Source organism: Solwaraspora sp. WMMD1047, from assembly GCF_029626155.1.
In the GTDB taxonomy this organism is placed as follows: Bacteria; Actinomycetota; Actinomycetes; order Mycobacteriales; family Micromonosporaceae; genus WMMD1047.
Window position 1 is genome coordinate 2,956,438 of record NZ_JARUBL010000001.1, and the last position, 23,816, is coordinate 2,980,253.

The following is a 23,816-nucleotide window of genomic DNA, read 5'->3' on the forward strand; positions in this document are numbered from 1 at the left end:
GATCGGGAGGTTCGGTAGCCGCGGATGAGTGACTTCTCACGAGGCGTACGGCTCGGCGTCGATGTCGGCCAGGTCCGGGTCGGGGTGGCTGTCTCGGACCCGGACGGCATCCTGGCCACCCCGTTGGTGACCCTGGCCCGCGACGTTACGACCGTAAATGAGGGGATTCCGGCTGATATCTCGGAACTCGCGCGTCTCGTTGAATTCCACGCAGCCGTCGAGGTGGCGGTCGGCCTGCCGGTCAACCTGGCCGGCCGACACGGCCCGGCGGCCACCCAGGTCAGCGCGTATGCCAGACGTTTGGCCGAGGTCATCGCACCAGTGCGGGTGAGTTTGGTGGACGAGAGGATGTCGACGGTGGTGGCTAGTCGTAGGCTGTCCGAGCGAGGCGTCCGGGGAAGGCGCCAACGCGCCGTGGTCGATCAGGCGGCCGCGGTGGAGATCCTGCAGAGCTGGCTGGACGCGCAGCGGAGGCGGACCTAGATGATCGACGAACTTGAGCTCGCGTTCGACGAGCGCGAGGAGAAGGGGCGGCGGCGCCACCGCGGCACCCGACGGCGGAAGTCCGGCGGGCGGGGCAAGACCGTCGTGTCACTGCTCATGGCGTTCGTCCTGCTCGGGGTCCTTGGCGGCGCCGCCTGGTACGGCTTCGACCGGGTGCAGGGGATGTTCTCCGCGCCCGACTACGACGGCGGCGGCACGGGCGAGGTGACCATCGAGGTCAAGGCCGGCGACACCGCCACCGAGATCGGCAACACCCTGGTCACCGCCGGGGTGGTCAAGAGCGCGAAGGCGTTCATCAACGCCGCCCAGGAGAACTCGCTCAGCCAGAACATCCAGCCCGGCTTCTACATCGTCCGCAAGGAGATGTCGGCCGACACGGCGTTGTCGATGCTGCTGGACCTGAAGAACAAGGTCTCCAACCGGGTCACCATCCCGGAGGGGCGCACCACCAAACAGGTGCTGAAACTGCTCTCCGAGGCGACCGAGATCCCGCTGGCGGAGTTCGAGCAGGCGGCGAAGGACCCGATCGCGCTCGGCGTGCCGGAGTTCTGGTTCAACCGCACCGACGGCAAGAAGGCCGCCGGGTCGGTCGAGGGCTTCCTCTACCCGGACACCTACGACCTGGAACCGAACGTCACCGCCGAGAGCCTGCTCGAGCTGATGGTGCAGAACTTCCTCAGCGTGGCCGAGGAGATGAAGTTCGTCGAGCGGGTGGAGGCCGAACGCGGCGGGGTCTCCCCGTACGAGGCGCTCATCGTCGCCTCGCTGGCGCAGGCCGAGGCCGGCATCCCCGAGGACCTCGGCAAGGTGGCCCGGGTCGCCTACAACCGGGTCTACAGCGGCGACTTCTTCTGTGGATGCCTGGAGATGGACGTCACGGTCAACTACTGGCTGGAGGCGACCGGCAAGCCGACCAAGTCGTCGGGGGAGATGACAGCCGCGGAGCTGGACAACCCGAAGAACCCGTACAACCGCAAGCTCGAGGGGATGATCCCCGGCCCGATCAACAACCCGGGCAAGCTGGCCATGGAGGCGGCCATGGACCCGCCGGCGGGCAAGTGGCTGTTCTTCGTGGCGATCGAGAAGAACGGCAAGTCGGCCTTTGCCGAGACCAACGCCGAACACGAGCAGAACGTCCAGAAGGCGAGAGAGAACGGTGTGCTCTGAGCCGGTGACCCGGTGACCGGGCCGCTGCCGGCCCCGCGCCGGGCCGCGGTGCTGGGCAAGCCGATCGGCCACTCGCTCTCCCCGGTGATCCACAACGCCGGGTACGGGGCGGCCGGGCTGACCGGCTGGTCGTACACGGCGGTGGAGTGCGCGGAGGCCGAGCTGCCGGACCTGGTGGCCGGCCTCGGCCCCGAGTGGGCCGGCCTGTCGCTGACCATGCCGCTGAAGGAGGTGGCGCTCACGGTCGCCACCGAGGTGGCGCCCGTCGCGGCGGCGGTCGGTGCCGCCAACACCCTGGTCCGCCGGCCGGACGGCTCCTGGTTCGCCGACAACACCGACGTCACCGGCATGGTGGCCGTGCTGACCGAGGCCGGGGTCCGTCCCGGGGCACGGTTCGCGCTGCTCGGGGCCGGCGGGACGGCCCGCGCGGCACTGGCCGCCGCCGCCCGGTTGCGTGCCGAGCGGGTCTCCATCTGTGTCCGCCGTCGAGCGGCCGGCCTGGACCTGGCCGGGGTGGCCGACGGGCTGGGGTTGTGCACCGAGGTCCTGGACTGGGCGGACGCGGCGACGCTCGCCGGTGCCGAGGTGTTGATCTCCACGGTGCCCCGGGGGGCGGCCGATCAGTTGGCCGACGCGGCGATCTTCACCCGCCCGGAGACGGTGCTCTTCGACGTGGTCTACGTACCCTGGCCGACCCCGCTGGCGGCGGTGGCCGCCGCGGCCGGCTGCCCGGTGGTTTCCGGCCTCGATCTGCTGCTGGCCCAGGCGGTCGGCCAGTTCGAGCAGTTCACCGGCGTCCCCGCCCCGGTGCCGGCGATGTCGGCCGCCCTCGCGGCGGCGACCCGCCCACCCGACTGACCGCCTGGCCCACCGGCCTGACCAGCGCCCGGCTACCGGCACCGCTGACCGCTGACCTCCTGACGGGCTGTCAGCCCGACTTCTCCAGTACCTCAGGTGGCGACGCGGCGGCGGGTCAGGGTGAGCGCGCCCAGCAGGGACGCCGCGGCGCAGCCGCAGACCACCACCGCCATCGGCAGCGCATTGCCGGATCCGCCGAGCCCGACCAGCGGCGCGGCCAGTGCCCCGATCATCGACTGGAAGGCGCCGAGCAGGGCGGCGGCGGTACCGGCCCGGCCGGCGTGCGCCTCCAGGGCCAGCGCGGTGCCGTTCGGCATCACCATGCCGATGGTGGCCACGTAGCCGAACAGCGCGACGGCGAAGAGCACCAGGCTGCCGATCAGCGCCGCGCCGATCAGGGCGGCGGCGGCCAGCAGCCCGGCGACGAGCGTCGCGGTGAGCAGCGTGCGGGGCGGAAAGCGGTCCAGCAGCCGGGCGTTGAGCTGGCCGAGCGCGATCAGCCCGACCGCGTTGAGCCCGAAGATCAGGCTGTAGGTTCCGTCCGGGACGTCGAAGACCTCCTGGAACACGAACGACGACCCGGAGATGTACGCGAACAGCCCGGCGAACGCCAGCCCCTGGGTGAGGGCGTAGCCGACGAACCCGGGGTCGGCCAGCACCGTCCGCATGGTGGCGGCGGTGGCCGCCAGCCCGCCCCGGCTGCGGCGGGTGCGGGGCAGGGTCTCCGGCAGCCGCCACGCGGCGGCGGCGGCAAGCCCGACGCCGATGACGGTGAGCGCGACGAAGACCCCGCGCCACGAGGCGAACCGCAGTACCAGGCTGCCGAAGGCGGGCGCGGCGATCGGTGCCACCCCGAACACCAGGGTCAGCCGGGAGAAGTACTTCGCGGCGGCGGTGCCGGCGTAGCGGTCGCGGACGACGGCACGGGCGACGACCACCCCCATCCCGCCGGTGAAGCCCTGCGCCAGCCGCAGCCCGGTGAGCGTCTCCGGGCTCGGCGCGAACGCGCAGAGCAGCGAGAAGACGGCGTACCCGGCGAGGCCGAGCAGCACCGGCGTGCGGCGGCCCCAACGGTCGCTGAGCGGCCCGGTGACGAACTGGCCGAGGGCGATGCCGACCAGGCAACTGGTGAGGGAGAGCTGGATCCGGGTCTCGGTGGCGCCGAACTCGACGGTCATCTCGGGGAACGCCGGCAGGTACATGTCCAGCGAGAGCGGACCGATGGCGGTGAGCGAACCGAGCAGGACCAGCAGGGTCAGTGCCGCCCGGCGCCCTTCGGGTGCGCTGGCCGGGCGCGACGGTGGCTGCCCGGGTGCCCGGTCCACGGTCCGGCCGGCCGCCGACGGCGCCAGGTCGGGCGCGCCCCGACCTGGCGTGTACGGCACGATTGGTACCCCCAAACTCTGCTCCCACCCGCGACAATAGCTCTGGATACAGAGCTGTTGGGATGTGAAATGGACGACCCCCGGTGATCGATGACCCGACCGTGGCGGCCGCCGCCGAACTGGCGGACGCCCTCGGTGACCTGCACCGCGTGCTGCGCCGGAGCGTGAGCGGCCGGCTCGGCCGCACCCCGCTGCCGGACGCCCAGGCGGAGGTGCTCCGGCTGGTCGAACGGGAGCCGGGGATCAGCGTGAAGGAGGCGGCCGACCGGTTGCGTACCGCGCCGAACACGGTGAGCACCCTGGTCGGTGAGCTGGCCGGGGCCGGGCTGCTGGAGCGCGGCCGCGATCCGGGCAACCGCCGGGTGGTCCGGCTCGGGCTGACCGCGCTCGCCCACGACCGGATCGCCGAGTACACGGCCCAGCGCCGGGAACTGGTCGTCGCCGCCCTGCGCCGGCTCGACCGGCCGGCCCGGGACGAGATCGTCCGCGCCGCCGGCCACCTGCGTGACCTCGTCGACCTGATCGCCGTGGTCGCCGAACCGGGCGGTCCGGCCGGCGGCGGGTCCGCAGGGCGGGACGATCCGGGCGGCCCGCCGGGGCCGGCCGGCGGCGTGCCAGACTGATCGCCGTGCGTGCGCCCGCCGGCGTCGCCTGAGAGGGGAAGTTTCCGTGTTGCGCTGGTTGACCGCAGGTGAGTCCCATGGCCCGGCCCTGGTCGCGGTCCTGGAGGGCGTCCCGGCGGGGGTCGAGGTGACAAGTGCCGAGATCGTCCGCCAGCTCTCCCGGCGCCGGCTCGGCTACGGCCGGGGCGCCCGGATGAGCTTCGAGCAGGACGAGATCGAGATCATCGGCGGCATCCGGCACGGCGTGACGCTCGGCAGCCCGGTCGCGGTCCGGGTCGGCAACTCCGAGTGGCCGAAGTGGCGGACCGTGATGGCGGCCGACCCGGTCGACCCGGCGGAGCTGGCCAGCCAGTCCCGCAACGCGCCGCTCACCCGTCCCCGACCCGGCCACGCCGACCTGGCCGGCATGCAGAAGTACGGCCACACCGACGCCCGGCCGATCCTGGAGCGGGCCAGCGCCCGCGAGACCGCGGCCCGGGTCGCGGTCGGCACCGTGGCCCGCGAGCTGATCCGCCAGGCGCTCGGCATCGAGATCGTCTCGCACGTCGTCGAACTCGGGTCGGTCGCCGCCAAGCCCGGCCTGCAGCCCCGCCCCGAGGACGCGGAGCGGGTCGACGCCGACCCGCTGCGCTGCCTCGACCCGGAGGCCAGTGCCCGGATGGTGGCCGAGGTCGACGCCGCCAAGAAGGACGCCGACACCCTCGGCGGGATCGTCGAGGTGCTGGCCTACGGCGTGCCGCCGGGGCTCGGCAGCCACGTGCAGTGGGACCGCAAACTGGATGCCCGGCTGGCCGCCGCCCTCACCTCGATCCAGGCGATCAAGGGCGTGGAGATCGGCGACGCCTGGCTGCAGGCCCGCTCCCGGGGCTCGGTCGCGCACGACGAAATCGTGCCCACCGCCACCGGCGTCCGGCGGGTCACCGACCGGGCCGGCGGGCTGGAGGGCGGCATCACCACCGGCGAGCCGCTGCGGGTCCGGGCCGCGATGAAGCCGATCTCCTCGCTGAACCGGGCGCTGGGCACCGTCGACGTCGCCACCGGCGAGCCGGCCACCGCGATCAACCAGCGCTCCGACGTCTGCGCGGTGCCGGCCGCCGCGGTGGTCGCCGAGGCGATGGTGGCCCTGGTGCTGGCGGAGGCGGCGACCGAGAAGTTCGGCGGTGACTCGGTCGTCGAGATCCGCCGCAACCTCGCCGGTTACCTCGACCACCTGGTGATCCGGTGACGGGTCTGGCCGGGACGGAGGCCGGCGCGAGCGCGCCGGTCTGTGTGCTGGTCGGGGCGCCGGGCTCCGGTAAGACCAGCACCGGACAGGCCCTGGCCGCCCTGCTCGGGGTGGCCTTCCGGGACACCGACGGCGACATCGAGGCCCAGGCGGGAAAGCCGATCCCGGAGATCTTCGTCGACGACGGCGAGGCGCACTTCCGTACCCTGGAAGCGGCCGCCGTGGCGGCGGCGCTGGCCTCCTTCGACGGGGTGCTCGCCCTCGGGGGCGGAGCGATCCTCGCCGAGTCGACCCGGGCGGCGCTGGCCGGGCACACCGTGGTGTATCTGTCCGTCGAGTTGCCGGATGCGGTCCGCCGGGTCGGCCTCGGGGCCGGCCGGCCGTTGCTGGCGATAAACCCCCGGGCCACCCTCAAGCACCTGCTCGACCAGCGGCGCCCGCTCTACACGCAGGTCGCCACCGTGACGGTGGTGACCGACGGCCGGACCCCGCGGCAGGTCGCCGAGGAGATCGCGGCGGTCCTCAAGGACCGCTGATCCCGTCGAGCAGGTCGGCCAGCCGGTCCGGTTTGCTGAACATCGGCCAGTGCCCGGTGGGCAGCGCGTACAGGTCGGCGTCGGCCAGCTCGGCGAAGTACGGGTGACCCTGCGCGATCAGCTCCCGCACCTGCGCCAGCGGGAACGTGCAGGCGATCAGTGCGGTCGGCACCGGGAGCGGACCGGTCCGCCGGACCGGGTCGGTGGCCGCCCGTACCGGGTGCGGCGTCGTCCGCTCCCGCAACGTCGTCAACGCCTGGTCGTCCAGGCCGGCGAGATTCGCCGGGTCGTCCGCCGGCTGCCACGGCGGCGGTGGCAGGAGGTGACCGGAACCGATCAGCGCGCGCAGCCGGTCCCGCTCGGCCGGCGGGTTGGTGTCGAACTGGGAGACGCCGTCCGGCAGCGGCCCACTCTCCAGGTAGATCAGCCGGGCGATCCGCTCCGGCACGCGCTGCGCGGCCAGGCAGGCCGGCATCCCGCCGCCGGAGTGCCCGACCAGGATCACCTGCCGCAGGTCGGCCGACTCGATCAGCCCGACCAGGTCGTCGACGTGGGTCTCCAGGGTGACCTGGGGACCGGCCAGGTGGGCGCGGTCGCCGACGCCGGTGAGGGTGACCGGGTGCACGTCGTGGCCGGCGGCCCGCAGCCGGTCGGAGACCGCCGACCAGGCCCAGCCGCCCAGCCAGAAGCCGGGAACCAGTACGAATGACGCCATCTCGTCTCCTTCAGCTGTTGCTCGCGGGGTGGATCGGAGCCGACCGTAGACTCTTATCCGGACGACTTCGGTCCGGATAAGGAGTGTGACCGGTGCCACATGCCGCTGGCCGGGTGCTGGCGATGCTCGAACTGCTGCAGAGCCACCACCGGCTCACCGGTGCCGACCTCGGCGCCCGGCTCGGAGTGGACGAGCGGACCGTGCGCCGGTACGCCGGCACCCTCGCCGACCTCGGCATCCCGGTGGTCGCCGCGCGGGGTCGGTACGGCGGCTACCGGCTGGCCCCCCGCTACCGGCTGCCGCCGCTGATGCTCACCGACGACGAGGCCGCCGCGGTCGTGCTCGGCCTGGTCGCGGCAGACCGGATCGGGCTCGGCACCGAGGCGCCGGCCACCGCATCGGCCCTGGCCAAGATCCGCCGGGTGCTGCCGGCGGCCCTGGCGGAGCGGCTGGCCGGGGTGCAGGAGAGCCTCGGCTTCACCACCCGGGCCCGGCCGGCCACCGCCCGCCCGGCCACCGGCACCCTGCTCACCCTCGGCGCGGCCAGCCGGGACCGCAGCCGGGTCAGTCTCAGCTACCGGTCCTGGCGGGGCGAGGTCTCACTACGCGAGCTCGACCCGTACGGACTGGTCTTCCACGCCGGCCGCTGGTATGTCACGGGACACGACCACCGCCGGGCCGAGGTACGCACCTTCCGGCTGGACCGGATCAGCTCGGTGGAGGTCCTGCCGACCGGATTCACCGTGCCGGCCGGCTTCGACCCGGTCGGCCACGTCACCCGGTCGCTGGCCGCCGTGCCGTACCGGTGGGAGGTGGAGGTGCTGCTGGAGACCGATCCGGCCCAGGCCCGCCGCCGGATCCCGGCCACCGTCGCCGAGCTGACCGAGTCGGCCGACGGGGTGCTGATGCGGACCCGCGCCCAGGACCTGACCGGGATGGCCCAGCTGCTCGCCGGGCTGGGCTGGCCGTTCACCATCCTGCGTCCCGAGGAGCTGCGCACCGCCGTCACCGGGTACGCCGCCCGGTTCGCCGGTTACGCCGAAGCCCGTCCCGCCGGCGGCGCGTGACGCCGTCCCGCTACCCCGTCGTCCGGAACCGCGTCCAGGCTCATCAGCCATCGAGCAGATGACCCGGATCCCGGTCGGCAGCGACCGGCCGTACGACGTTCTGGTCGGCCGGCACCCGCTGGCCGCGCTGCCGGCATCGGCCGCTATCCGCCGTCCCGCGTCGATCTGGCCGGGAGGCCGGCGCTGTCGTCGCCGCCCTGGGCGGTGAGTCGAGCCGTCTGGGCCTTCAGAACCCGGATCGTGTTGCCGATGTAGTCGATCACCGCAGCCATCTCTCGTTCGTCGTACCGGCTCATGAAGGCGCCCATCTCCCGGCTCAGGTCGGCGAAGACGCCGGTGAGGTCGGGGATTCGGGACGGATCGGCACTGACGAGCACCCGTCGCCGGTCGGCGGGATCGGGCCCACGGCGGACGTACCCCGCCCGCTCCAACCGGTCGACGATCCCGGTGACGGTGCTGAGCCCGACGCCGAGTTGCGGTGCCAACGCTCCCGTCGGTAACGGCCCGCTGCGGATGATCAAACCCAGTGCTTTGTGCTCGGCCGCGTTCAGCCCGAGCCGGCGCGCGATCGCCTCATGGAACAGCACGATCGCCGTGCTGAGTTCCCAACCGAGGTCCGCTCCGCTGACCGTCATGTATTTCACTCTCACGAATAGTTCGGTACGGTGAATTATACGTCTCACTGAAGTATATCGACGGGAGGTCGGTGTCATGCGAACGGGTCTCAGGCTTAGCGCGACAGCGGCGCGGTGGGCGGCAGGGTTCTACGCCCGGCACTTCTGGCTCGTGTTCGGGCTGTCGCTGGTTCCGGCCGGGCAGCGTTACGTCGCGATCCAACACGGCGATGATCTTCCAGTCGCCCTCCAGATCGGCGGCGAGATTGTCAGCGGGTTGGCCCGGCTGCTCCTGATCTATCTCATCCTTCGCCTGGCCGTCCGGGAGGTCGGCCTGTCCGACCTGACTCCCGCCGAGAGCTGGCGGCGGTTGGCTGCTGGGCTCGGTGAGCACGCCCGGGATCTCTGGTTCCAACTCGTCGTCCTGGCGGTCGCCTTCATCGTCCTGGACATCCTGCCCACCGTCGCCATCGACCGGTGGGTGCCCGACCATCGACAGGACCTGGTGACAGCCGTGTTCGTCAGCGTGAAGAACCCGACGGTGATCGCCTTCACGTTCCTGTGGATGGTCGGGGTCGCGCGTACCTTGACCGTGCGACAACGGGGAGCCGCCACCACGCGGGTATCCGCATCCTCGACCTGAGCGCCGCGGACCGCCGCCGGACCCATCCATCCGCCGGCTACACCGCCGGCCGGGGCGCGTGACGCCGTCCCGCTGCTCCGTCGCCCGGAACCGCGTCTAGGCTCAGCGACCATGGAGCAGATTACCCGGATCCCGGTGGGCGGCGAACGGCCGTACGACGTGTTGGTCGGCCGGGACCTGCTGGCCGAGCTGCCGGAGCTGGTCGTCGGCGCGGCCCGGGTGGCCGTCCTGCACACCCCGGCGCTGGGGGACCGGGCCGGCGCGGTCGCCGACCGGCTGCGGTCCGCCGGAGTCGAACCGGTGCCGATCGAGGTGCCGGACGCCGAGGCGGGCAAGGACATCGAGGTGGCCGCCGCCTGCTGGGACCGGCTGGGCGCGGCCGGCTTCACCCGCACCGACGCCGTGGTCGGGATCGGTGGCGGCGCCCTGACCGACCTGGCCGGCTTCGTGGCCGCCTGCTGGCTGCGCGGGGTCCGTTGGGTGCCGGTGCCCTCCTCGCTGCTCGGCATGGTCGACGCGGCCGTCGGCGGCAAGACCGGGGTGAACTCGTCGGCCGGCAAGAACCTGGTCGGCGCGTTCCACCCGCCGGCCGGGGTGCTCTGTGATCTGTCCATGCTGGACACGCTGCCGCCGGTCGATCTGGTCGCCGGCCTGGCCGAGGTGGTCAAGTGCGGCTTCATCGCCGACCCGGCGATCCTCGACCTGATCGAGGCCGATCCGGCCGGCGCCGCCGACGCGGGCAAGCCGGTGCTGCGCGAGCTGATCGAGCGGGCGATCCGGGTGAAGGTGGCCGTGGTCTCCGGCGACCTGTACGAGTCCGGCCAGCGGGAGATCCTCAACTACGGCCACACCCTGGCGCACGCGATCGAGAAGGTCGAGGGGTACCGCTGGCGGCACGGGCACGCGGTCGCCGTGGGCCTGATCTACGCGGCGGCGCTGGGCCGGCGGACCGGCCGGCTGGACGCGCCGACCGCCGACCGGCACCGGTCCGTGCTGAACCTGCTCGGGCTGCCCACCGGTTATCCGGCGGCGGCCTGGCCGGACCTGTTGGCCGCGATGCGGGTCGACAAGAAGGCCCGCGGCAGCCGGCTGCGCTTCGTGGTGCTCGACGGGTTGGCCCGACCGGGCGTGCTGTCCGGACCGGACGACGAGGAGCTGCGCGCGGCGTTCCTGGCCGAGGTCGCCGACGACCGGGCGGTGGCAGCGTGAGGGTGTACGTGCTCAACGGCCCCAACCTCGGGCGGCTGGGCAGCCGGCAGGTCGACGTGTACGGCGTGACCAGCTACGCCGAGCTGGTCGAGCGCTGCGAGCAGGAGGGGCAGGCGCTCGGCCTGGACGTCACCGTCCGGCAGACCGACGCGGAGGCCGAGATGCTGGGCTGGCTGCACGCGGCGGCCGACGAGCAGGCGGCCGTGGTGCTCAACCCCGGGGCCTGGTCGCACTACTCGTACGCAGTCCGGGACGCCTGCGCGATGCTGCAGGCCCCGCTGGTCGAGGTGCACATCTCCAACATCCACGCCCGGGAGCAGTTCCGGCACCACTCGGTGGTTTCCGCGGTGGCGACCGGGGTGATCGCCGGGCTCGGCGTGGACGGCTACCTGCTCGCCCTGCGGCACCTGGCCCAGCGGCCGGCCTGAGGCCGACCGGCGGCTCATGATCAACTGGGCCTCCTAGTAGACTTGCCGGGTCCGTCCGCCAATTGAAGAGCAAGGCAGGAAATGGCCACCACCAACGACCTCAAGAACGGTCTGGTCCTCAACCTCGACGGCGAGCTCTGGACCGTCGTGGAGTTCCAGCACGTCAAGCCCGGCAAGGGCGGTGCCTTCGTGCGCACCACGCTGAAGAACGTGCTCTCCGGCAAGGTCGTCGACAAGACGTTCAACGCGGGCACCAAGGTCGAGACGGCGACCGTCGACAAGCGCACCATGCAGTACCTCTACGCCGACGGTGAGGACTACGTCTTCATGGATCTGCAGACCTTCGACCAGATCCCGGTGCCGGGCGGCACGGTCGGCGAGGCCGCCAACTACCTGCTGCCCGAGGCGGAGGCGACCGTCGCCACCCACGAGGGCGTCCCGCTCTACATCGAGCTGCCGACAAGCGTCGTGCTCGAGGTGACCTACACCGAGCCGGGCCTGCAGGGGGACCGCTCCACCGGCGGCAACAAGCCCGCCACCGTGGAGACCGGCGCCACCGTCCAGGTGCCGCTCTTCATCACCACCGGCGAGAAGATCAAGGTCGACACCCGCGACGGCCGTTACCTCGGCCGCTCCTGATGGCCGAAGGCGCCAAATCGCCGATGCCGGCCCGCCGCAAGGCGCGCAAGCGGGCACTTGACGTGCTCTACGAGGCCGATCTGCGCGATCTGCCGCCGGCCGAGGTGCTCACCGGCTACCTGCGCCGGCTGGAGCAGCCCCGCCCCGAGCACCTGGACTACGCGATCGGGCTGGTCGAGGGGGTGGCCGGGCACCTGGACCGGATCGACGAGCTGATCGGCAGCTACGCCGAGGGCTGGACGCTGGACCGGATGCCGGTGGTCGATCGGAACCTGGCCCGGATCGCCGTCTACGAGCTGCTCTACCTGGACGAGATCGACGACGCGGTGGCGATCACCGAGGCCGTCGAGCTGGCCCGCCAGATGTCCACCGACGACTCACCCCGCTACCTCAACGGCATCCTCGGCCGGATCGCCGAGTACGCCACCCGCTGAGCCGGCCGGCGTCGTACGGGGCGCCCCCGGCGCACGGGCGGCCGACCCGGCGTGGCGCGCCCCCGGCCCGGGTCGGCCGGCCCACCCGCTGGCACCCCGGAAGCGCACACCGGCCTGCCGGACCCGTCGATGACGGATCCGGCAGGCCGGTGGCCGGCGCTCAGGAGGCGAACAGCGCCCTGGGGTCGGCGACGAGAACACCGTGCTCGGTCAACCGCTCGATCAGACCGGACGGAGAGGCGTCGTACACGATCGCGAGCGCCCGCAGGTCGTCCGCGCGGATCGACAGCACCCGCCCGTTGTAGTCACCCCGCTGCTGCTGGATGGCCCGGGCGTAGCGGGCGACGTAGGCGAGCTCCTCGGACGCCTCGTCGTAGAGCCGCTCCAGGTCGAGCACGATCTTGTTGGTTGGCTCGTGGCGTACCCCGCTGCCGTCGGGCAGCAGTTCGGCCACGGGAACGCGGTAGAAGTCGGCGAGCTCGGCCAGGCGGGACACCGTGACCGCGCGGTCACCCCGCTCGTACGAGCCGACGACCACCGCTTTCCAACGCCCGTTTGACTTCTCCTCCACCCCCTGCAGGGAGAGCCCCTGCTGCTGGCGGATGGAGCGCAGGCGGGCGCCCAAAGACTTGGCGTATTCAGAGGGCATTCGGACACTCCCAGTGCTGGCTCGGGGATCTCCCCAGCGGTCGCTACGGAGCGTGACGGTACGGGGATTGGGACACGGGGTCAAGTGCTACTTACCTACCCGTTGGCTAGAACGTGGGTAGATTTCCCTTTTTCCCCCTGTCCTTTCGCGTTTTCGTTGCCTGACTCGGCGGTCAGCGGGGCGCCGGCCCGCCGGTCGTAGGCACTGGTAACGTAGCCAATCGGTTCGGCCCGGCAGCTCGTGGCGGGGCGGACCGGACAGACATCCTTTAACGACCCGTCCCGTGAGGCGGGGAAGGAGGTCCGCCGTGGCCTACCCGCAGGCTGCCCGGCCCCCGGTGGCCTCGCCACCGTCAGTGAAGGCCATCCTGACCAGCGCCGATCTCCAGCGCGTGGTGGACCGGATGGCACACCAGATTCTCGAGAAGACCCAGGGCGCCGCCGACGCTGTGCTGATCGGCATCCCCACCCGGGGGGTTCCGCTGGCCCGCCGGCTGGCCGACCGGATCAACACCTTCGAGGGCATCCAGGTCCCGGTCGGTGTGCTCGACATCACCCTCTACCGCGACGACCTGAGCCGCAACGCCACCCGCGCGGTCGGCCCGACCGAGGTGCCCGCCGGCGGGGTGGACGGGCGGCGGGTGATCCTCGTCGACGACGTCCTCTTCTCCGGTCGGACCGTCCGGGCCGCCCTGGACGCGCTGGCCGACCTCGGCCGCCCCAGCTCGGTGCAGCTGGCGGTGCTCGTCGACCGCGGCCACCGCGAACTGCCGATCCGGGCCGACTACGTCGGCAAGAACATCCCCACCGCGCTGGCCGAGAGCGTGAAGGTCACGCTCGCCGAGACCGACGGCACCGACGAGGTACGACTGATCGGGGGAACCCACCGGTGATCCGGCACCTGCTCTCCGGAGCCGACCTGGACGCTGCCACCGCCACCCGGATCCTGGACACCGCCGCCGAGATGGCGACCGTGGCCGGGCGGGAGGTGAAGAAGCTGCCCACCCTGCGCGGCCGGACCGTGGTCAACCTCTTCTACGAGGACTCCACCCGGACCCGGATCTCGTTCGAGGCGGCCGCCAAGCGGCTCTCCGCCGACGTGATCAACTTCTCGGCCAAGGGGTCGAGCGTCTCCAAGGGGGAGAGCCTCAAGGACACCGCGCTCACCCTGCAGGCGATGGGCGCCGACGCGGTGGTGATCCGGCACCCGGCCTCCGGCGCCCCGCACCGGCTCGCCAACTGGATCGACGGCTCGGTGCTCAACGCCGGCGACGGCACCCACGAGCACCCCACCCAGGCGCTGCTCGACGCGTACACGATGCGGTCCCGGCTGGGCCGGCTCGCCGGCCTGCACGTCGCCGTGGTCGGCGACGTGCTGCACAGCCGGGTGGCCCGCTCCAACGTGCTGCTGCTCTCCACCCTGGGCGCCAAGGTGACCCTGGTCGGCCCGCCCACCCTGATCCCGGTCGACGTGGCGGCGGCCCTGGCGCCCGACGCGGCGGTCTCCTACGACCTGGACTCGGTACTCCCCGGTGCCGACGTGGTGATGATGCTGCGGGTGCAGCGGGAGCGGATGGCCGACTCCTACTTCCCCTCGGCCCGCGAGTACGCCCGCCGCTACGGCCTGGACGGACCGCGGATGCGCCGGCTGCCGGAGCACGCCATCGTGATGCACCCGGGGCCGATGAACCGGGGCATGGAGATCGCACCCGAGGTCGCCGACTCGGCCCGGTCCACCATCGTTGAGCAGGTCGCCAACGGCGTGTCAGTGCGGATGGCCGTCCTCTACCTGCTGCTAGGCGGAAGGAACCAGTAGTGCCCGAGAGCACGTACCTGATCAGGGGGGCCCGGATCCTCGGCGCCGACCCGACCGACCTGCTGATCCGCGACGGCGTGGTGGCCGAGGTCGGACGCGGCCTGACCACCGGCCGGGCCGGCATCGTCGACGCCGACGGGCTGATCGCCCTGCCCGGCCTGGTGGACCTGCACACCCACCTGCGCGAGCCGGGCCGGGAGGACGCCGAGACGGTGGCCTCCGGTTCCCGGGCCGCCGCCCTCGGCGGCTACACCGCCGTCTGCGCGATGGCCAACACCTCGCCGGTCGCCGACACCGCCGGCGTGGTCGAGCAGGTGTGGCGGCTCGGCCGGGAGGCCGGCCTGGTGGACGTGCAGCCGATCGGCGCCGTCACCGTCGGACTGGCCGGCGGCCAACTCGCCGAGCTGGGCGCGATGGCCAGCTCGGCCGCCCGGGTGCGGATCTTCTCCGACGACGGGCACTGCGTCGCCGACCCGCGGCTGATGCGCCGGGCACTGGAGTACGTCAAGGCCTTCGACGGGGTGATCGCCCAGCACGCCGAGGAGCCGCGGCTGACCGAGGGCGCCCAGATGCACGAGGGGGAGGTCTCGGTCCGGCTCGGCCTGACCGGCTGGCCGGCCGTGGCCGAGGAGGCGATCATCGCCCGGGACGTGCTGCTCGCCGAGCACGTCGGCAGCCGGCTGCACGTCTGCCACGTCTCGACCGCCGGCAGCGTCGACCTGCTACGCCAGGCCAAGGCGCGCGGCGTGCGGGTCACCGCCGAGGTCACCCCGCACCACCTGCTGCTCACCGACGAGCTCACCACCGGCTACGACCCGGTCTTCAAGGTCAATCCGCCGCTGCGCACCGGCGCCGACGTCGCCGCGCTGCGGGCCGCGCTGGCCGAGGGGATCATCGACGTGGTCGCCACCGACCACGCCCCGCACACCCTGGAGGACAAGGAGTGCGAGTGGGCGTACGCGCGGCCCGGCATGCTCGGCCTGGAGACCGCGCTGCCGGTGCTGCTGTCGGTGCTGGGGGAGAGGTGGGACCTGATCGCCGAGCGGATGGCGCGGGTGCCGGCCCGGATCGCCGGGCTCACCGACCACGGCCGGGACCCGGCACCGGGCGTGCCGGCGAACCTCACCCTGGTCGACCCGGCCGCCCGGCGCACCGTCGACCCGGCGGAGCTGGCCAGCCGCAGCCGCAACACCCCGTACGCCGGGATGGAGCTGCCGGGCCGGATCGTCGCGACCTTCCTGCACGGCGAGCCGACCGTGCTGGACGGAAAGGCGGTCCGGTGACCGGCGGAGCAGAGCGCGGCCGGCGCCGGCCGGCGATCCTGGTGCTGGAGGACGGCCGCACCTTCCGGGGCGAGTCGTACGGCAGCGTGGGGGAGACCTTCGGCGAGGCCGTCTTCAACACCGGCATGACCGGCTACCAGGAGACCCTCACCGACCCGTCCTACCACCGGCAGGTGGTGGTGCAGACCGCGCCGCACATCGGCAACACCGGGGTCAACGGCGAGGACGACGAGTCCGACCGGATCTGGGTGGCCGGCTACGTGGTCCGCGACCCGGCCCGGGTCGGCTCGAACTGGCGGGCCACCGGCGGCCTGGAGGACCGGCTGGCGACCGAGGGGGTGGTCGGCATCTGCGGGATCGACACCCGGGCGCTGACCCGGCACCTGCGCGAACGCGGCGCGATGCGGGTCGGCGTCTCCAGCCTCGACGACGACCCGCAGGCGCTGCTGCGCCGGGTCCGCGAGTCGCCGGCGATGGTGGGCGCGGACCTGTCGGCCGAGGTGACCACCCGGGCGGCGTACACGGTGCCGGCGCAGGGGGAGCACCGGTTCACGGTGGCCGCGGTGGACCTGGGCATCAAGCGCAACGTGCCGCGCCGGCTGGCGGCCCGGGGGGTCACCACCCACGTGCTGCCGGCCACCGCGAGCCTGGACGACCTGCTGGCCACCGGCGCCGACGCGGTCTTCTTCTCGCCCGGCCCGGGTGACCCGGCCACCGCCGCGCACCCGGTGGCGCTCGCCGCCGAGGTGCTGCGCCGGCGGATCCCGCTGTTCGGCATCTGCTTCGGCAGCCAGATCCTCGGCCGGGCGCTGGGCTTCGGCACCTACAAGCTCGGGTACGGCCACCGCGGCATCAACCAGCCGGTGCTCGACCGGGTCACCGGCAAGGTCGAGGTCACCTCCCACAACCACGGCTTCGCGGTCGCCTGGCCGGGCCGCGACAACCAGCCCGGTGCGGTCGGCTGGCCGGGCCGCGAGGAGGCAGCGGGCGACCGGCCCGGCGCGGTGGTGCCGGACCGGCTGATCGAGACCGAGTTCGGCGGGGTGGAGATCAGCCACGTCTGCCTCAACGACAACGTGGTGGAGGGGCTGCGGGCCCGCGACGTGCCGGCCTTCACCGTGCAGTACCACCCGGAGGCGGCCGCCGGGCCGCACGACGCGGACTACCTCTTCGACCGGTTCGCCGAGCTGATCGAGGGCAACCGGAACGGCGACCAGAGTGAGGGCCGGCATGCCTAAGCGGACCGACCTGCGACACGTCATGGTGATCGGCTCCGGGCCGATCGTGATCGGGCAGGCCTGCGAGTTCGACTACTCCGGCACCCAGGCCTGCCGGGTGCTGCGGGCCGAGGGGCTGCGGGTCAGCCTGGTCAACTCCAACCCGGCGACCATCATGACCGACCCGGAGTTCGCCGACGCCACCTACGTCGAGCCGATCACGCCGGAGTTCGTGGAGCTGGTGATCGCCCGGGAACGACCGGACGCCCTGCTGCCCACCCTGGGCGGCCAGACCGCCCTGAACACGGCGGTGGCGCTGCACGAATCCGGGGTGCTGGCCAAGTACGGCGTCGAGCTGATCGGCGCGGACATCGACGCCATCCGGCGCGGCGAGGACCGGCAGCTGTTCAAGCAGATCGTGGCGCAGGCCGGGGAGCGGCTGGGCCTGGCCGACCCCGGCTCGCTGGTGCCGCGCAGCCGGGTCTGCCACTCGATGGACGAGGTCCGCGACACGGTCGCCGAGCTGGGTCTGCCGGTGGTGATCCGGCCGTCGTTCACGATGGGCGGGCTCGGCTCCGGGATGGCCCACACCGACGACGACCTGGAGCGGATCGCCGGGGCCGGGCTGGCCGCCAGCCCGGTGCACGAGGTCCTGATCGAGGAGAGCGTGCTCGGCTGGAAGGAGTACGAACTGGAGCTGATGCGCGACCGGCACGACAACGTGGTGGTCGTCTGCTCCATCGAGAACCTCGACCCGATGGGCGTGCACACCGGCGACAGCGTGACCGTGGCGCCGGCGATGACGCTCACCGACCGGGAGTACCAGCGGCTGCGGGACCTGGGCATCGCGGTGCTGCGCGAGGTCGGCGTCGACACCGGCGGCTGCAACATCCAGTTCGCGGTGAACCCGGTCGACGGGCGACTCGTCGTGATCGAGATGAACCCGCGGGTCTCCCGCTCCTCGGCGCTGGCCTCGAAGGCGACCGGCTTCCCGATCGCCAAGATCGCCGCGAAGCTGGCGATCGGCTACACCCTCGACGAGATCCCCAACGACATCACCCGCAAGACCCCGGCGGCGTTCGAGCCGACCCTGGACTACGTGGTGGTGAAGATCCCCCGGTTCGCGTTCGAGAAGTTCCCCGGCGCGGACCCGGAGCTGACCACCACGATGAAGTCGGTGGGCGAGGCGATGAGCCTGGGCCGCAACTTCACCGAGGCGCTGAACAAGGCGATGCGCTCGATGGAGACCTCGGCACTGGGGTTCTGGACCGTGCCGGACCCGGCGGGTGCCACCCGCGAGTCCACCCTGGCGGCGCTGGGCACCCCGCACGACGGGCGGCTCTACACCGTGGAGCGGGCGCTGCGGCTGGGCGCCTCGGTGGCCGAGGTGTCGGCCGCCTCCGGCGGCATCGATCCCTGGTTCCTGGACCAGATCGCCACCCTGATCGAGCTGCGGGCCGAGATCGTGGCTGCCCCCGTACTCGATGGGGAGCTGTTGCGGCGGGCGAAGCGCGCCGGGCTCTCGGACCGGCAGTTGGCGGCGCTGCGACCGGAACTGGCGGCCGAGGACGGGGTACGCCGGCTGCGCCACCGGCTCGGGGTGCGACCGGTCTACAAGACGGTGGACACCTGTGCGGCGGAGTTCGCCGCCACCACTCCCTATCACTACTCCTCCTACGACGAGGAGACGGAGGTGGCCGGCTCGGACCGGCCGAAGGTGCTGATCCTCGGTTCCGGGCCGAACCGGATCGGCCAGGGCATCGAGTTCGACTACTCCTGCGTGCACGCGGTGATGGCGCTGAAGGCCGGACCGGACGCGGACCGCGCCGCCGGGTCGGTCCCGGCCGGTACCGGCTACGAGACCGTGATGGTCAACTGCAACCCGGAGACGGTCTCCACCGACTACGACACCGCCGACCGGCTCTACTTCGAACCGCTCACCTTCGAGGACGTGCTGGAGGTCTGGCACGCCGAGGACTCGTCCGGCCGGGCGGCCGGCGGGCCGGGCGTGGTCGGGGTGATCGTGCAGCTCGGCGGCCAGACGCCGCTGGGTCTGGCGCAGCGGCTGGCCGACGCCGGACTGCCGATCGTCGGCACCCCACCGGAGTCGATCCACCTGGCCGAGGACCGGGGCGCGTTCGGCGCGGTGCTCGGCCGGGCCGGCCTGCGCGCTCCCGCCCACGGGACCGCGACCTCGTTCGAACAGGCCAAGACGATCGCCGACGAGATCGGCTACCCGGTGCTGGTGCGCCCCTCCTACGTGCTCGGCGGGCGGGGCATGGAGATCGTGTACGACGAGCCGACGCTCGCCGACTACATCGGCCGGGCCACCGACATCTCGCCGAACCATCCGGTGCTGGTGGACCGGTTCCTCGACGACGCGATCGAGATCGACGTGGACGCGCTCTGCGACGCCACCGGGGAGGTCTACCTCGGTGGGGTGATGGAGCACATCGAGGAGGCCGGCATCCACTCCGGCGACTCGTCCTGCGCGCTGCCGCCGATCACCCTGGCCGGCTCGCACCTGGCCGAGGTCCGCCGCTACACCGAGCAGATCGCCCGCGGGATCGGCGTACGCGGGCTGCTCAACGTCCAGTACGCGCTCAAGGACGACACCCTGTACGTGCTGGAGGCCAACCCGCGGGCCTCCCGGACGGTGCCGTTCGTCTCCAAGGCCACCGCCGTGCCGCTGGCCAAGGCGGCGGCCCGGATCATGCTCGGGGCGACGATCGCGCAGCTGCGGGCCGAGCGGATGCTGCGACCGGTCGGCGACGGCGGGTCGCTGCCCGACGGCGCGCCGATCGCGGTCAAGGAGGCGGTGCTGCCGTTCAAGCGGTTCCGCACCCCGGCGGGGAAGGGCGTGGACTCGCTGCTGGGCCCCGAGATGAAGTCCACCGGCGAGGTGATGGGGATCGACCCGGCGTTCGGCAACGCGTTCGCCAAGTCGCAGGCGGCGGTGTACGGGTCGCTGCCGACCACCGGCCGGGTCTTCGTCTCGGTGGCCAACCGCGACAAGCGCGGGATGATCTTCCCGGTGAAGCGGCTGGCCGACCTCGGCTTCGAGATCATCGCGACGGCCGGTACCGGGGAGGTGCTGCGCCGGCACGGGATCGCCTGCGAGCTGATCCGCAAGCACTGGCAGTCCGGTCCGGGCCGGGACGCGGTGTCGCTGATCGCGGCCGGCGAGGTGGCCCTGGTGGTGAACACGCCGCAGGGCTCGGGGGCCAGCGCCCGCTCCGACGGGTACGAGATCCGCAGCGCGGCGGTGACCGCCGACATCCCGTGTGTGACCACGGTGCCGGGGGTCGCGGCGGCGGTGATGGGGATCGAGGCGCTGATCCGCGGCGACATGTCGGTCCGCCCGCTGCAGGAGCTGCACGCCGCGCTCTGGGCCGCCGAGTGACCGGCCGGGCCGGCGGGGGTCGGCTGTCGTGATCTTCGAGCGGGCGGTGCGGCCGGCGCTGTTCCGGCTCGGTGCCGGGGATGCCGAGGCCGCCCACGAGTGGACCCTGCGCCGGTTGGCCGCGCTGTCCGGGCGGCCGGCGCTGCTGGCCGCCCTGCGGGCGCGGTACGCCGTGGCCGCCCCGCGGACCGTCTTCGGGGTCGAGTTCCCCAATCCGGTCGGCCTGGCGGCCGGCATGGACAAGGACGGCGCGGCGCTGCCGGCCTGGCCGGCGCTCGGGTTCGGCTTCGTGGAGGTCGGCACCGTCACCGCGCACCCGCAGCCGGGCAACCCCCGGCCGCGGCTGTTCCGGCTGCCGGCCAGCACGGCGGTGATCAACCGGATGGGCTTCAACAACGCCGGCGCGGCGGCCCTGGCGGGGCGGCTCGCCGCGCTGGACCGGCCGCTCGGGGTGCCGCTGGGCATCTCGCTGGGCAAGTCCAAGGTGACCGCGCTGGCCGACGCGGTGGAGGACTATCTCGCCTCCTACCGCGCGCTGCGCGGGTTCGGTGACTACTTCGCGGTGAACGTCTCCTCGCCGAACACCCCCGGGCTGCGCCAGCTGCAGGACCGGGACCATCTCGACGCGCTGCTCGCGGCGCTGGTCGGGGAGAAGCCGATCCTGGTGAAGATCGCGCCGGACCTGACCGAGGCGGCGATCGCCGACCTGCTGGAGGTCTGCCTGGCCCGCGGCGCGGCCGGCGTGATCGCCACCAACACCACCCTCGGCCGGGCCGGGCTGGCGCCGGTCGACGAGCCCCGGGGGACCGAGGCGGGCGGGCTCTCCGGCCGTCCGTTGACGGCCCGGGCCCGGCAGGTGGTGGCGTTCGTGTCCCGGGAGACCGGGGGCCGGCTGCCGGTGATCGGGGTGGGCGGCATCCTCGACCCGGCGGACGCGACCGCGCTGCTGGACGCCGGCGCGAGCCTGGTGCAGCTCTACAGCGGGCTGATCTACCGGGGTCCCGGCCTGGTCCGGGCGGCGGCCCTGGCGGCCCGGCCGTGAGCGGCGGCCCGACGGTGGACCCCGGCCCGGCCGGCCCGTCGGGTCCGTTCCCCACCCCGGAGGCGGTCCTCGCCGCCGATCGGCGGCACGTCTGGCACCCGTACGCGCCGATGCCCGCCACCGTCGACCCGTACCTGGTGACGAGCGCCGCCGGGGTCCGGCTGCGGCTGGCCGACGGCCGGGAGCTGGTCGACGCGATGTCGTCGTGGTGGGCGGCCATCCACGGCTACCGGCATCCGGTGCTGGACGCCGCGCTGGCCGAGCAGGCCGGCCGGATGAGCCATGTGATGTTCGGTGGCCTCACCCACGAGCCGGCCGTCCGGCTGGCGGGCACCCTGGTCGAGCTGGCGCCACCCGGTCTGGAACACGTCTTCCTCTGCGACTCCGGCTCGGTCGGGGTCGAGGTCGCGGTGAAGATGGCACTGCAGTACCAGCGCGGTCGGGGTCGGCCGCAGCGGCACCGGCTGGCCACCTGGCGGGGCGGTTACCACGGGGACACCTTCCATCCGATGAGCGTCTGCGACCCGGACGGGGGCATGCACCGGCTCTGGACCGGGGTGTTGCCCCGGCAGATCTTCACCGACCCGCCCCCGAACGGGTTTGATTCCGTTGTGGACGAAGGGTACGCGACCACCCTGGCGGAGACCGTGTCCCGACACGCCGACACGGTGGCGGCGGTGATCGTGGAACCGGTGGTGCAGGGGGCCGGCGGGATGCGGTTCCACCACCCGCACTACCTGCGGGTGCTGCGGGAGGTGACCCGGGAGCACGACATCGCGCTGATCTTCGACGAGATCGCCACCGGGTTCGGCCGCACCGGCACGTTCTTCGCCGCCGAGCACGCCGACGTCGCACCGGACGTGCTGTGCGTGGGCAAGGCGCTCACCGGCGGCTACCTGAGCCTGGCCGCGACGCTGTGCACGCCGCAGATCGCGGCGGGTATCTCCCGCACCGGGGTGCTGGCCCACGGACCCACCTTCATGGGCAATCCGCTCGCCTGCGCGGTCGCGAACGCCTCCATCGGCCTGCTGCGGGCCGGAAACTGGCCGGCGGAGGTGGCGAGGGTGGCCGCCGGGCTGTCGGCCGGTCTGGCGCCGTTGCGGGGCGCCACCGGGGTGATCGACGTCCGGGTGCTGGGCGCGATCGGCGTGGTGCAGCTGGACCGGCCGGTGGACGTCGCCGCCGCGACGGCGGCGGCGGTGGCGCACGGCGTCTGGCTACGGCCGTTCCGGGACCTGATCTACGCGATGCCGCCGTACCTGACCGACGACGCCGATCTGGCCCGGATCGCGGCCGCGATGGGGGCCGCCGCGGCGGCGGCCTGACGGGGCGTCCCGGGATCCGCCCGGCGCCCGGCGAGGGCCGCGGTGACGTCGCCGCGGCCGGAAGGAGGAGCACGGTGGAGAGCTTCGGGATCCGGTTGCACCGGGCGATGGCCGAGCGCGGTCCGCTCTGTGTCGGGATCGATCCGCATCCGTCGCTGCTGGACCGGTGGGGGCTGCCCGACGACCCGGCGGGAGTGGACCGGTTCTGCCGCATCTTCGTCGAGGCGCTCGGCGATCGGCTCGCGGTGGTAAAGCCGCAATCCGCATTCTTCGAACGTTTCGGATCTCGCGGTTTGGAAATACTTGAGTCAACTATCCGACAGTTGCGCGAGGCCGGCGTGCTCGTTCTGCTCGACGTCAAACGCGGCGACGTCGGCTCGACGGTGACCGCGTACGCGCGCGCCTACCTCGATCCATCCAGCCCGCTGTATGTCGACGCGATCACCGCGAGCCCCTACCTGGGAGTCGGCTCGCTGGCACCGATGTTCGACACGGCCGTTGCTCACGGTGGCGGCGTGTTCGTCCTCGCGCTCACCTCGAATCCCGAGGGGCCGAGCGTCCAGCACGCGCGAACCGCCGACGGCCGGACCGTGGCGCAGACCGTCATCGATGAGATTTCCCAGCTCAACGGGGGTGCGACGCCGTTGGGCAGCTTCGGGCTGGTGGTCGGTGCCACGATCGGCGACACCGGCCACGACATGTCTCGACTGGGCGGCCCGATCCTGTCGCCGGGACTCGGAGCACAGGGCGCGACGGCCGCCGACCTGCGCGTGGTGTTCGGCCGAAACCTTTCGGGAGTGCTCCCGTCGTACTCCCGGGAGGTGCTCGAAGAGGGTCCCGACGGCGATGCGTTGCGGGCTGCGGCCGACCGCGCGTCGGCCGACTGTCGGGCCGCGCTGAGCATCGGCCCTGAGTAATTCGCCGATCACGCTCAAGTGATCATGGCGCGCCCACGTTGCCGAAAGCTCCGTTGACCGCTAGTTTTCCCGGCGCTGGGAACCGTGTACCCCTTTGGTTCCCAGCCACACCACGTTT

The 23,816-nt window shown here is 72.7% G+C and carries 24 protein-coding genes; 20 read left to right on the plus strand and 4 right to left on the minus strand.

From position 1 onward, the window contains the following. Positions 1-24 precede the first annotated feature (24 nt). The 3 genes from ruvX to O7627_RS13645 are packed head-to-tail and all read left to right on the plus strand — an operon-like array spanning position 25 to position 2,529. The gene (gene ruvX, locus O7627_RS13635; RefSeq protein WP_278093879.1) at positions 25-483 is read left to right on the plus strand and encodes a Holliday junction resolvase RuvX; all 459 of its coding nucleotides are present in this window, start codon (positions 25-27) and stop codon (positions 481-483) included. Continuing rightward, positions 484-1,671, plus strand: coding sequence for an endolytic transglycosylase MltG (gene mltG, locus O7627_RS13640; RefSeq protein WP_278093880.1), 1,188 nt, complete (start codon positions 484-486; stop codon positions 1,669-1,671). It begins immediately after the preceding gene. Positions 1,672-1,695: 24 nt separating this feature from the next. Beyond that, positions 1,696-2,529, plus strand: a complete 834-nt coding sequence (locus O7627_RS13645) for a shikimate dehydrogenase (protein WP_278098272.1) — start codon at positions 1,696-1,698, stop codon at positions 2,527-2,529. Positions 2,530-2,621: 92 nt separating this feature from the next. On the opposite strand, the gene O7627_RS13650 is transcribed toward O7627_RS13645, so the two are convergent. Beyond that, positions 2,622-3,914, minus strand: a complete 1,293-nt coding sequence (locus O7627_RS13650; protein ID WP_278093881.1) for a multidrug effflux MFS transporter — start codon at positions 3,912-3,914, stop codon at positions 2,622-2,624. Positions 3,915-3,997: 83 nt separating this feature from the next. Here O7627_RS13650 and O7627_RS13655 point away from each other — a divergent pair, with 83 nt between their 5' ends. Genes O7627_RS13655 through O7627_RS13665 form a run of 3 tightly spaced genes read left to right on the plus strand, consistent with a single transcriptional unit; the run spans position 3,998 to position 6,298 of the window. Beyond that, complete coding sequence (locus O7627_RS13655; protein ID WP_278093882.1) at positions 3,998-4,537, plus strand: MarR family transcriptional regulator; 540 nt, start codon at positions 3,998-4,000, stop codon at positions 4,535-4,537. Between the two features lie 46 nt (positions 4,538-4,583). After that, positions 4,584-5,762 (plus strand): chorismate synthase, encoded by a 1,179-nt coding sequence (aroC, locus tag O7627_RS13660; RefSeq protein ID WP_278093883.1) that lies wholly within the window; start codon positions 4,584-4,586, stop codon positions 5,760-5,762. A gap of 5 nt (positions 5,763-5,767) precedes the next feature. Continuing rightward, positions 5,768-6,298, plus strand: a complete 531-nt coding sequence (locus O7627_RS13665; RefSeq protein ID WP_278098273.1) for a shikimate kinase — start codon at positions 5,768-5,770, stop codon at positions 6,296-6,298. Here O7627_RS13665 and O7627_RS13670 read toward each other — a convergent pair. Next, positions 6,285-7,013 (minus strand): alpha/beta hydrolase, encoded by a 729-nt coding sequence (locus O7627_RS13670; protein ID WP_278093884.1) that lies wholly within the window; start codon positions 7,011-7,013, stop codon positions 6,285-6,287. The genes O7627_RS13665 and O7627_RS13670 overlap by 14 nt on opposite strands. 122 nt (positions 7,014-7,135) lie before the next feature. Between O7627_RS13670 and O7627_RS13675 the strand changes: the two genes are divergently transcribed. Then, the gene (locus O7627_RS13675) at positions 7,136-8,080 is read left to right on the plus strand and encodes a YafY family protein (protein WP_278098274.1); all 945 of its coding nucleotides are present in this window, start codon (positions 7,136-7,138) and stop codon (positions 8,078-8,080) included. 143 nt (positions 8,081-8,223) lie between these two features. Here the strand turns inward: O7627_RS13675 and O7627_RS13680 are convergent, their stop codons facing one another. Continuing rightward, positions 8,224-8,715, minus strand: a complete 492-nt coding sequence (locus O7627_RS13680; RefSeq protein ID WP_278093885.1) for a MarR family transcriptional regulator — start codon at positions 8,713-8,715, stop codon at positions 8,224-8,226. A gap of 76 nt (positions 8,716-8,791) precedes the next feature. Between O7627_RS13680 and O7627_RS13685 the strand changes: the two genes are divergently transcribed. The 5 genes from O7627_RS13685 to nusB all read left to right on the plus strand — a co-directional run bounded on the left by O7627_RS13685 (position 8,792) and on the right by nusB (position 12,047). Further along, a complete protein-coding gene (locus O7627_RS13685) occupies positions 8,792-9,337 on the plus strand; it encodes a hypothetical protein (RefSeq protein ID WP_278093886.1) in 546 nt (181 codons plus the stop codon). Between the two features lie 111 nt (positions 9,338-9,448). Continuing rightward, complete coding sequence (gene aroB, locus O7627_RS13690) at positions 9,449-10,546, plus strand: 3-dehydroquinate synthase (RefSeq protein ID WP_278093887.1); 1,098 nt, start codon at positions 9,449-9,451, stop codon at positions 10,544-10,546. Further along, the gene (gene aroQ, locus O7627_RS13695; RefSeq protein ID WP_278093888.1) at positions 10,543-10,974 is read left to right on the plus strand and encodes a type II 3-dehydroquinate dehydratase; all 432 of its coding nucleotides are present in this window, start codon (positions 10,543-10,545) and stop codon (positions 10,972-10,974) included. Before aroB ends, aroQ begins: the two co-directional genes overlap by 4 nt. Positions 10,975-11,055: 81 nt before the next feature. Next, the gene (gene efp, locus O7627_RS13700; RefSeq protein ID WP_278093889.1) at positions 11,056-11,613 is read left to right on the plus strand and encodes an elongation factor P; all 558 of its coding nucleotides are present in this window, start codon (positions 11,056-11,058) and stop codon (positions 11,611-11,613) included. A 23-nt stretch (positions 11,614-11,636) separates the two neighbouring features. Then, positions 11,637-12,047 (plus strand): transcription antitermination factor NusB, encoded by a 411-nt coding sequence (nusB, locus tag O7627_RS13705; protein WP_278098275.1) that lies wholly within the window; start codon positions 11,637-11,639, stop codon positions 12,045-12,047. 160 nt (positions 12,048-12,207) lie between these two features. Here nusB and O7627_RS13710 read toward each other — a convergent pair whose 3' ends face one another. Beyond that, complete coding sequence (locus O7627_RS13710) at positions 12,208-12,696, minus strand: transcriptional regulator (RefSeq protein WP_278093890.1); 489 nt, start codon at positions 12,694-12,696, stop codon at positions 12,208-12,210. A 307-nt stretch (positions 12,697-13,003) separates the two neighbouring features. Between O7627_RS13710 and pyrR the strand changes: the two genes are divergently transcribed. The 8 genes from pyrR to pyrF all read left to right on the plus strand — a co-directional run bounded on the left by pyrR (position 13,004) and on the right by pyrF (position 23,698). Beyond that, complete coding sequence (gene pyrR / locus O7627_RS13715) at positions 13,004-13,588, plus strand: bifunctional pyr operon transcriptional regulator/uracil phosphoribosyltransferase PyrR (protein ID WP_278093891.1); 585 nt, start codon at positions 13,004-13,006, stop codon at positions 13,586-13,588. Then, a complete protein-coding gene (locus O7627_RS13720; protein WP_278093892.1) occupies positions 13,585-14,511 on the plus strand; it encodes an aspartate carbamoyltransferase catalytic subunit in 927 nt (308 codons plus the stop codon). The genes pyrR and O7627_RS13720 overlap by 4 nt, the downstream gene beginning before the upstream one ends. After that, a complete protein-coding gene (locus tag O7627_RS13725) occupies positions 14,511-15,794 on the plus strand; it encodes a dihydroorotase (protein ID WP_278093893.1) in 1,284 nt (427 codons plus the stop codon). The genes O7627_RS13720 and O7627_RS13725 overlap by 1 nt, the downstream gene beginning before the upstream one ends. Then, a complete protein-coding gene (gene carA / locus O7627_RS13730) occupies positions 15,791-17,032 on the plus strand; it encodes a glutamine-hydrolyzing carbamoyl-phosphate synthase small subunit (protein ID WP_278093894.1) in 1,242 nt (413 codons plus the stop codon). Before O7627_RS13725 ends, carA begins: the two co-directional genes overlap by 4 nt. Beyond that, a complete protein-coding gene (gene carB, locus O7627_RS13735) occupies positions 17,025-20,414 on the plus strand; it encodes a carbamoyl-phosphate synthase large subunit (RefSeq protein WP_278093895.1) in 3,390 nt (1,129 codons plus the stop codon). Before carA ends, carB begins: the two co-directional genes overlap by 8 nt. Before the next feature lie 28 nt (positions 20,415-20,442). Further along, positions 20,443-21,456, plus strand: a complete 1,014-nt coding sequence (locus O7627_RS13740; RefSeq protein ID WP_278093896.1) for a quinone-dependent dihydroorotate dehydrogenase — start codon at positions 20,443-20,445, stop codon at positions 21,454-21,456. Positions 21,457-21,470: 14 nt separating this feature from the next. Continuing rightward, positions 21,471-22,781 carry an adenosylmethionine--8-amino-7-oxononanoate transaminase gene (locus O7627_RS13745; RefSeq protein ID WP_278098276.1) on the plus strand — a complete coding sequence of 437 codons (1,311 nt, stop codon included), beginning with the start codon at positions 21,471-21,473 and terminating at the stop codon, positions 22,779-22,781. Positions 22,782-22,855: 74 nt separating this feature from the next. Further along, positions 22,856-23,698 (plus strand): orotidine-5'-phosphate decarboxylase, encoded by an 843-nt coding sequence (pyrF, locus tag O7627_RS13750; RefSeq protein WP_278093897.1) that lies wholly within the window; start codon positions 22,856-22,858, stop codon positions 23,696-23,698. The last annotated feature ends 118 nt before the right edge of the window (positions 23,699-23,816 follow it).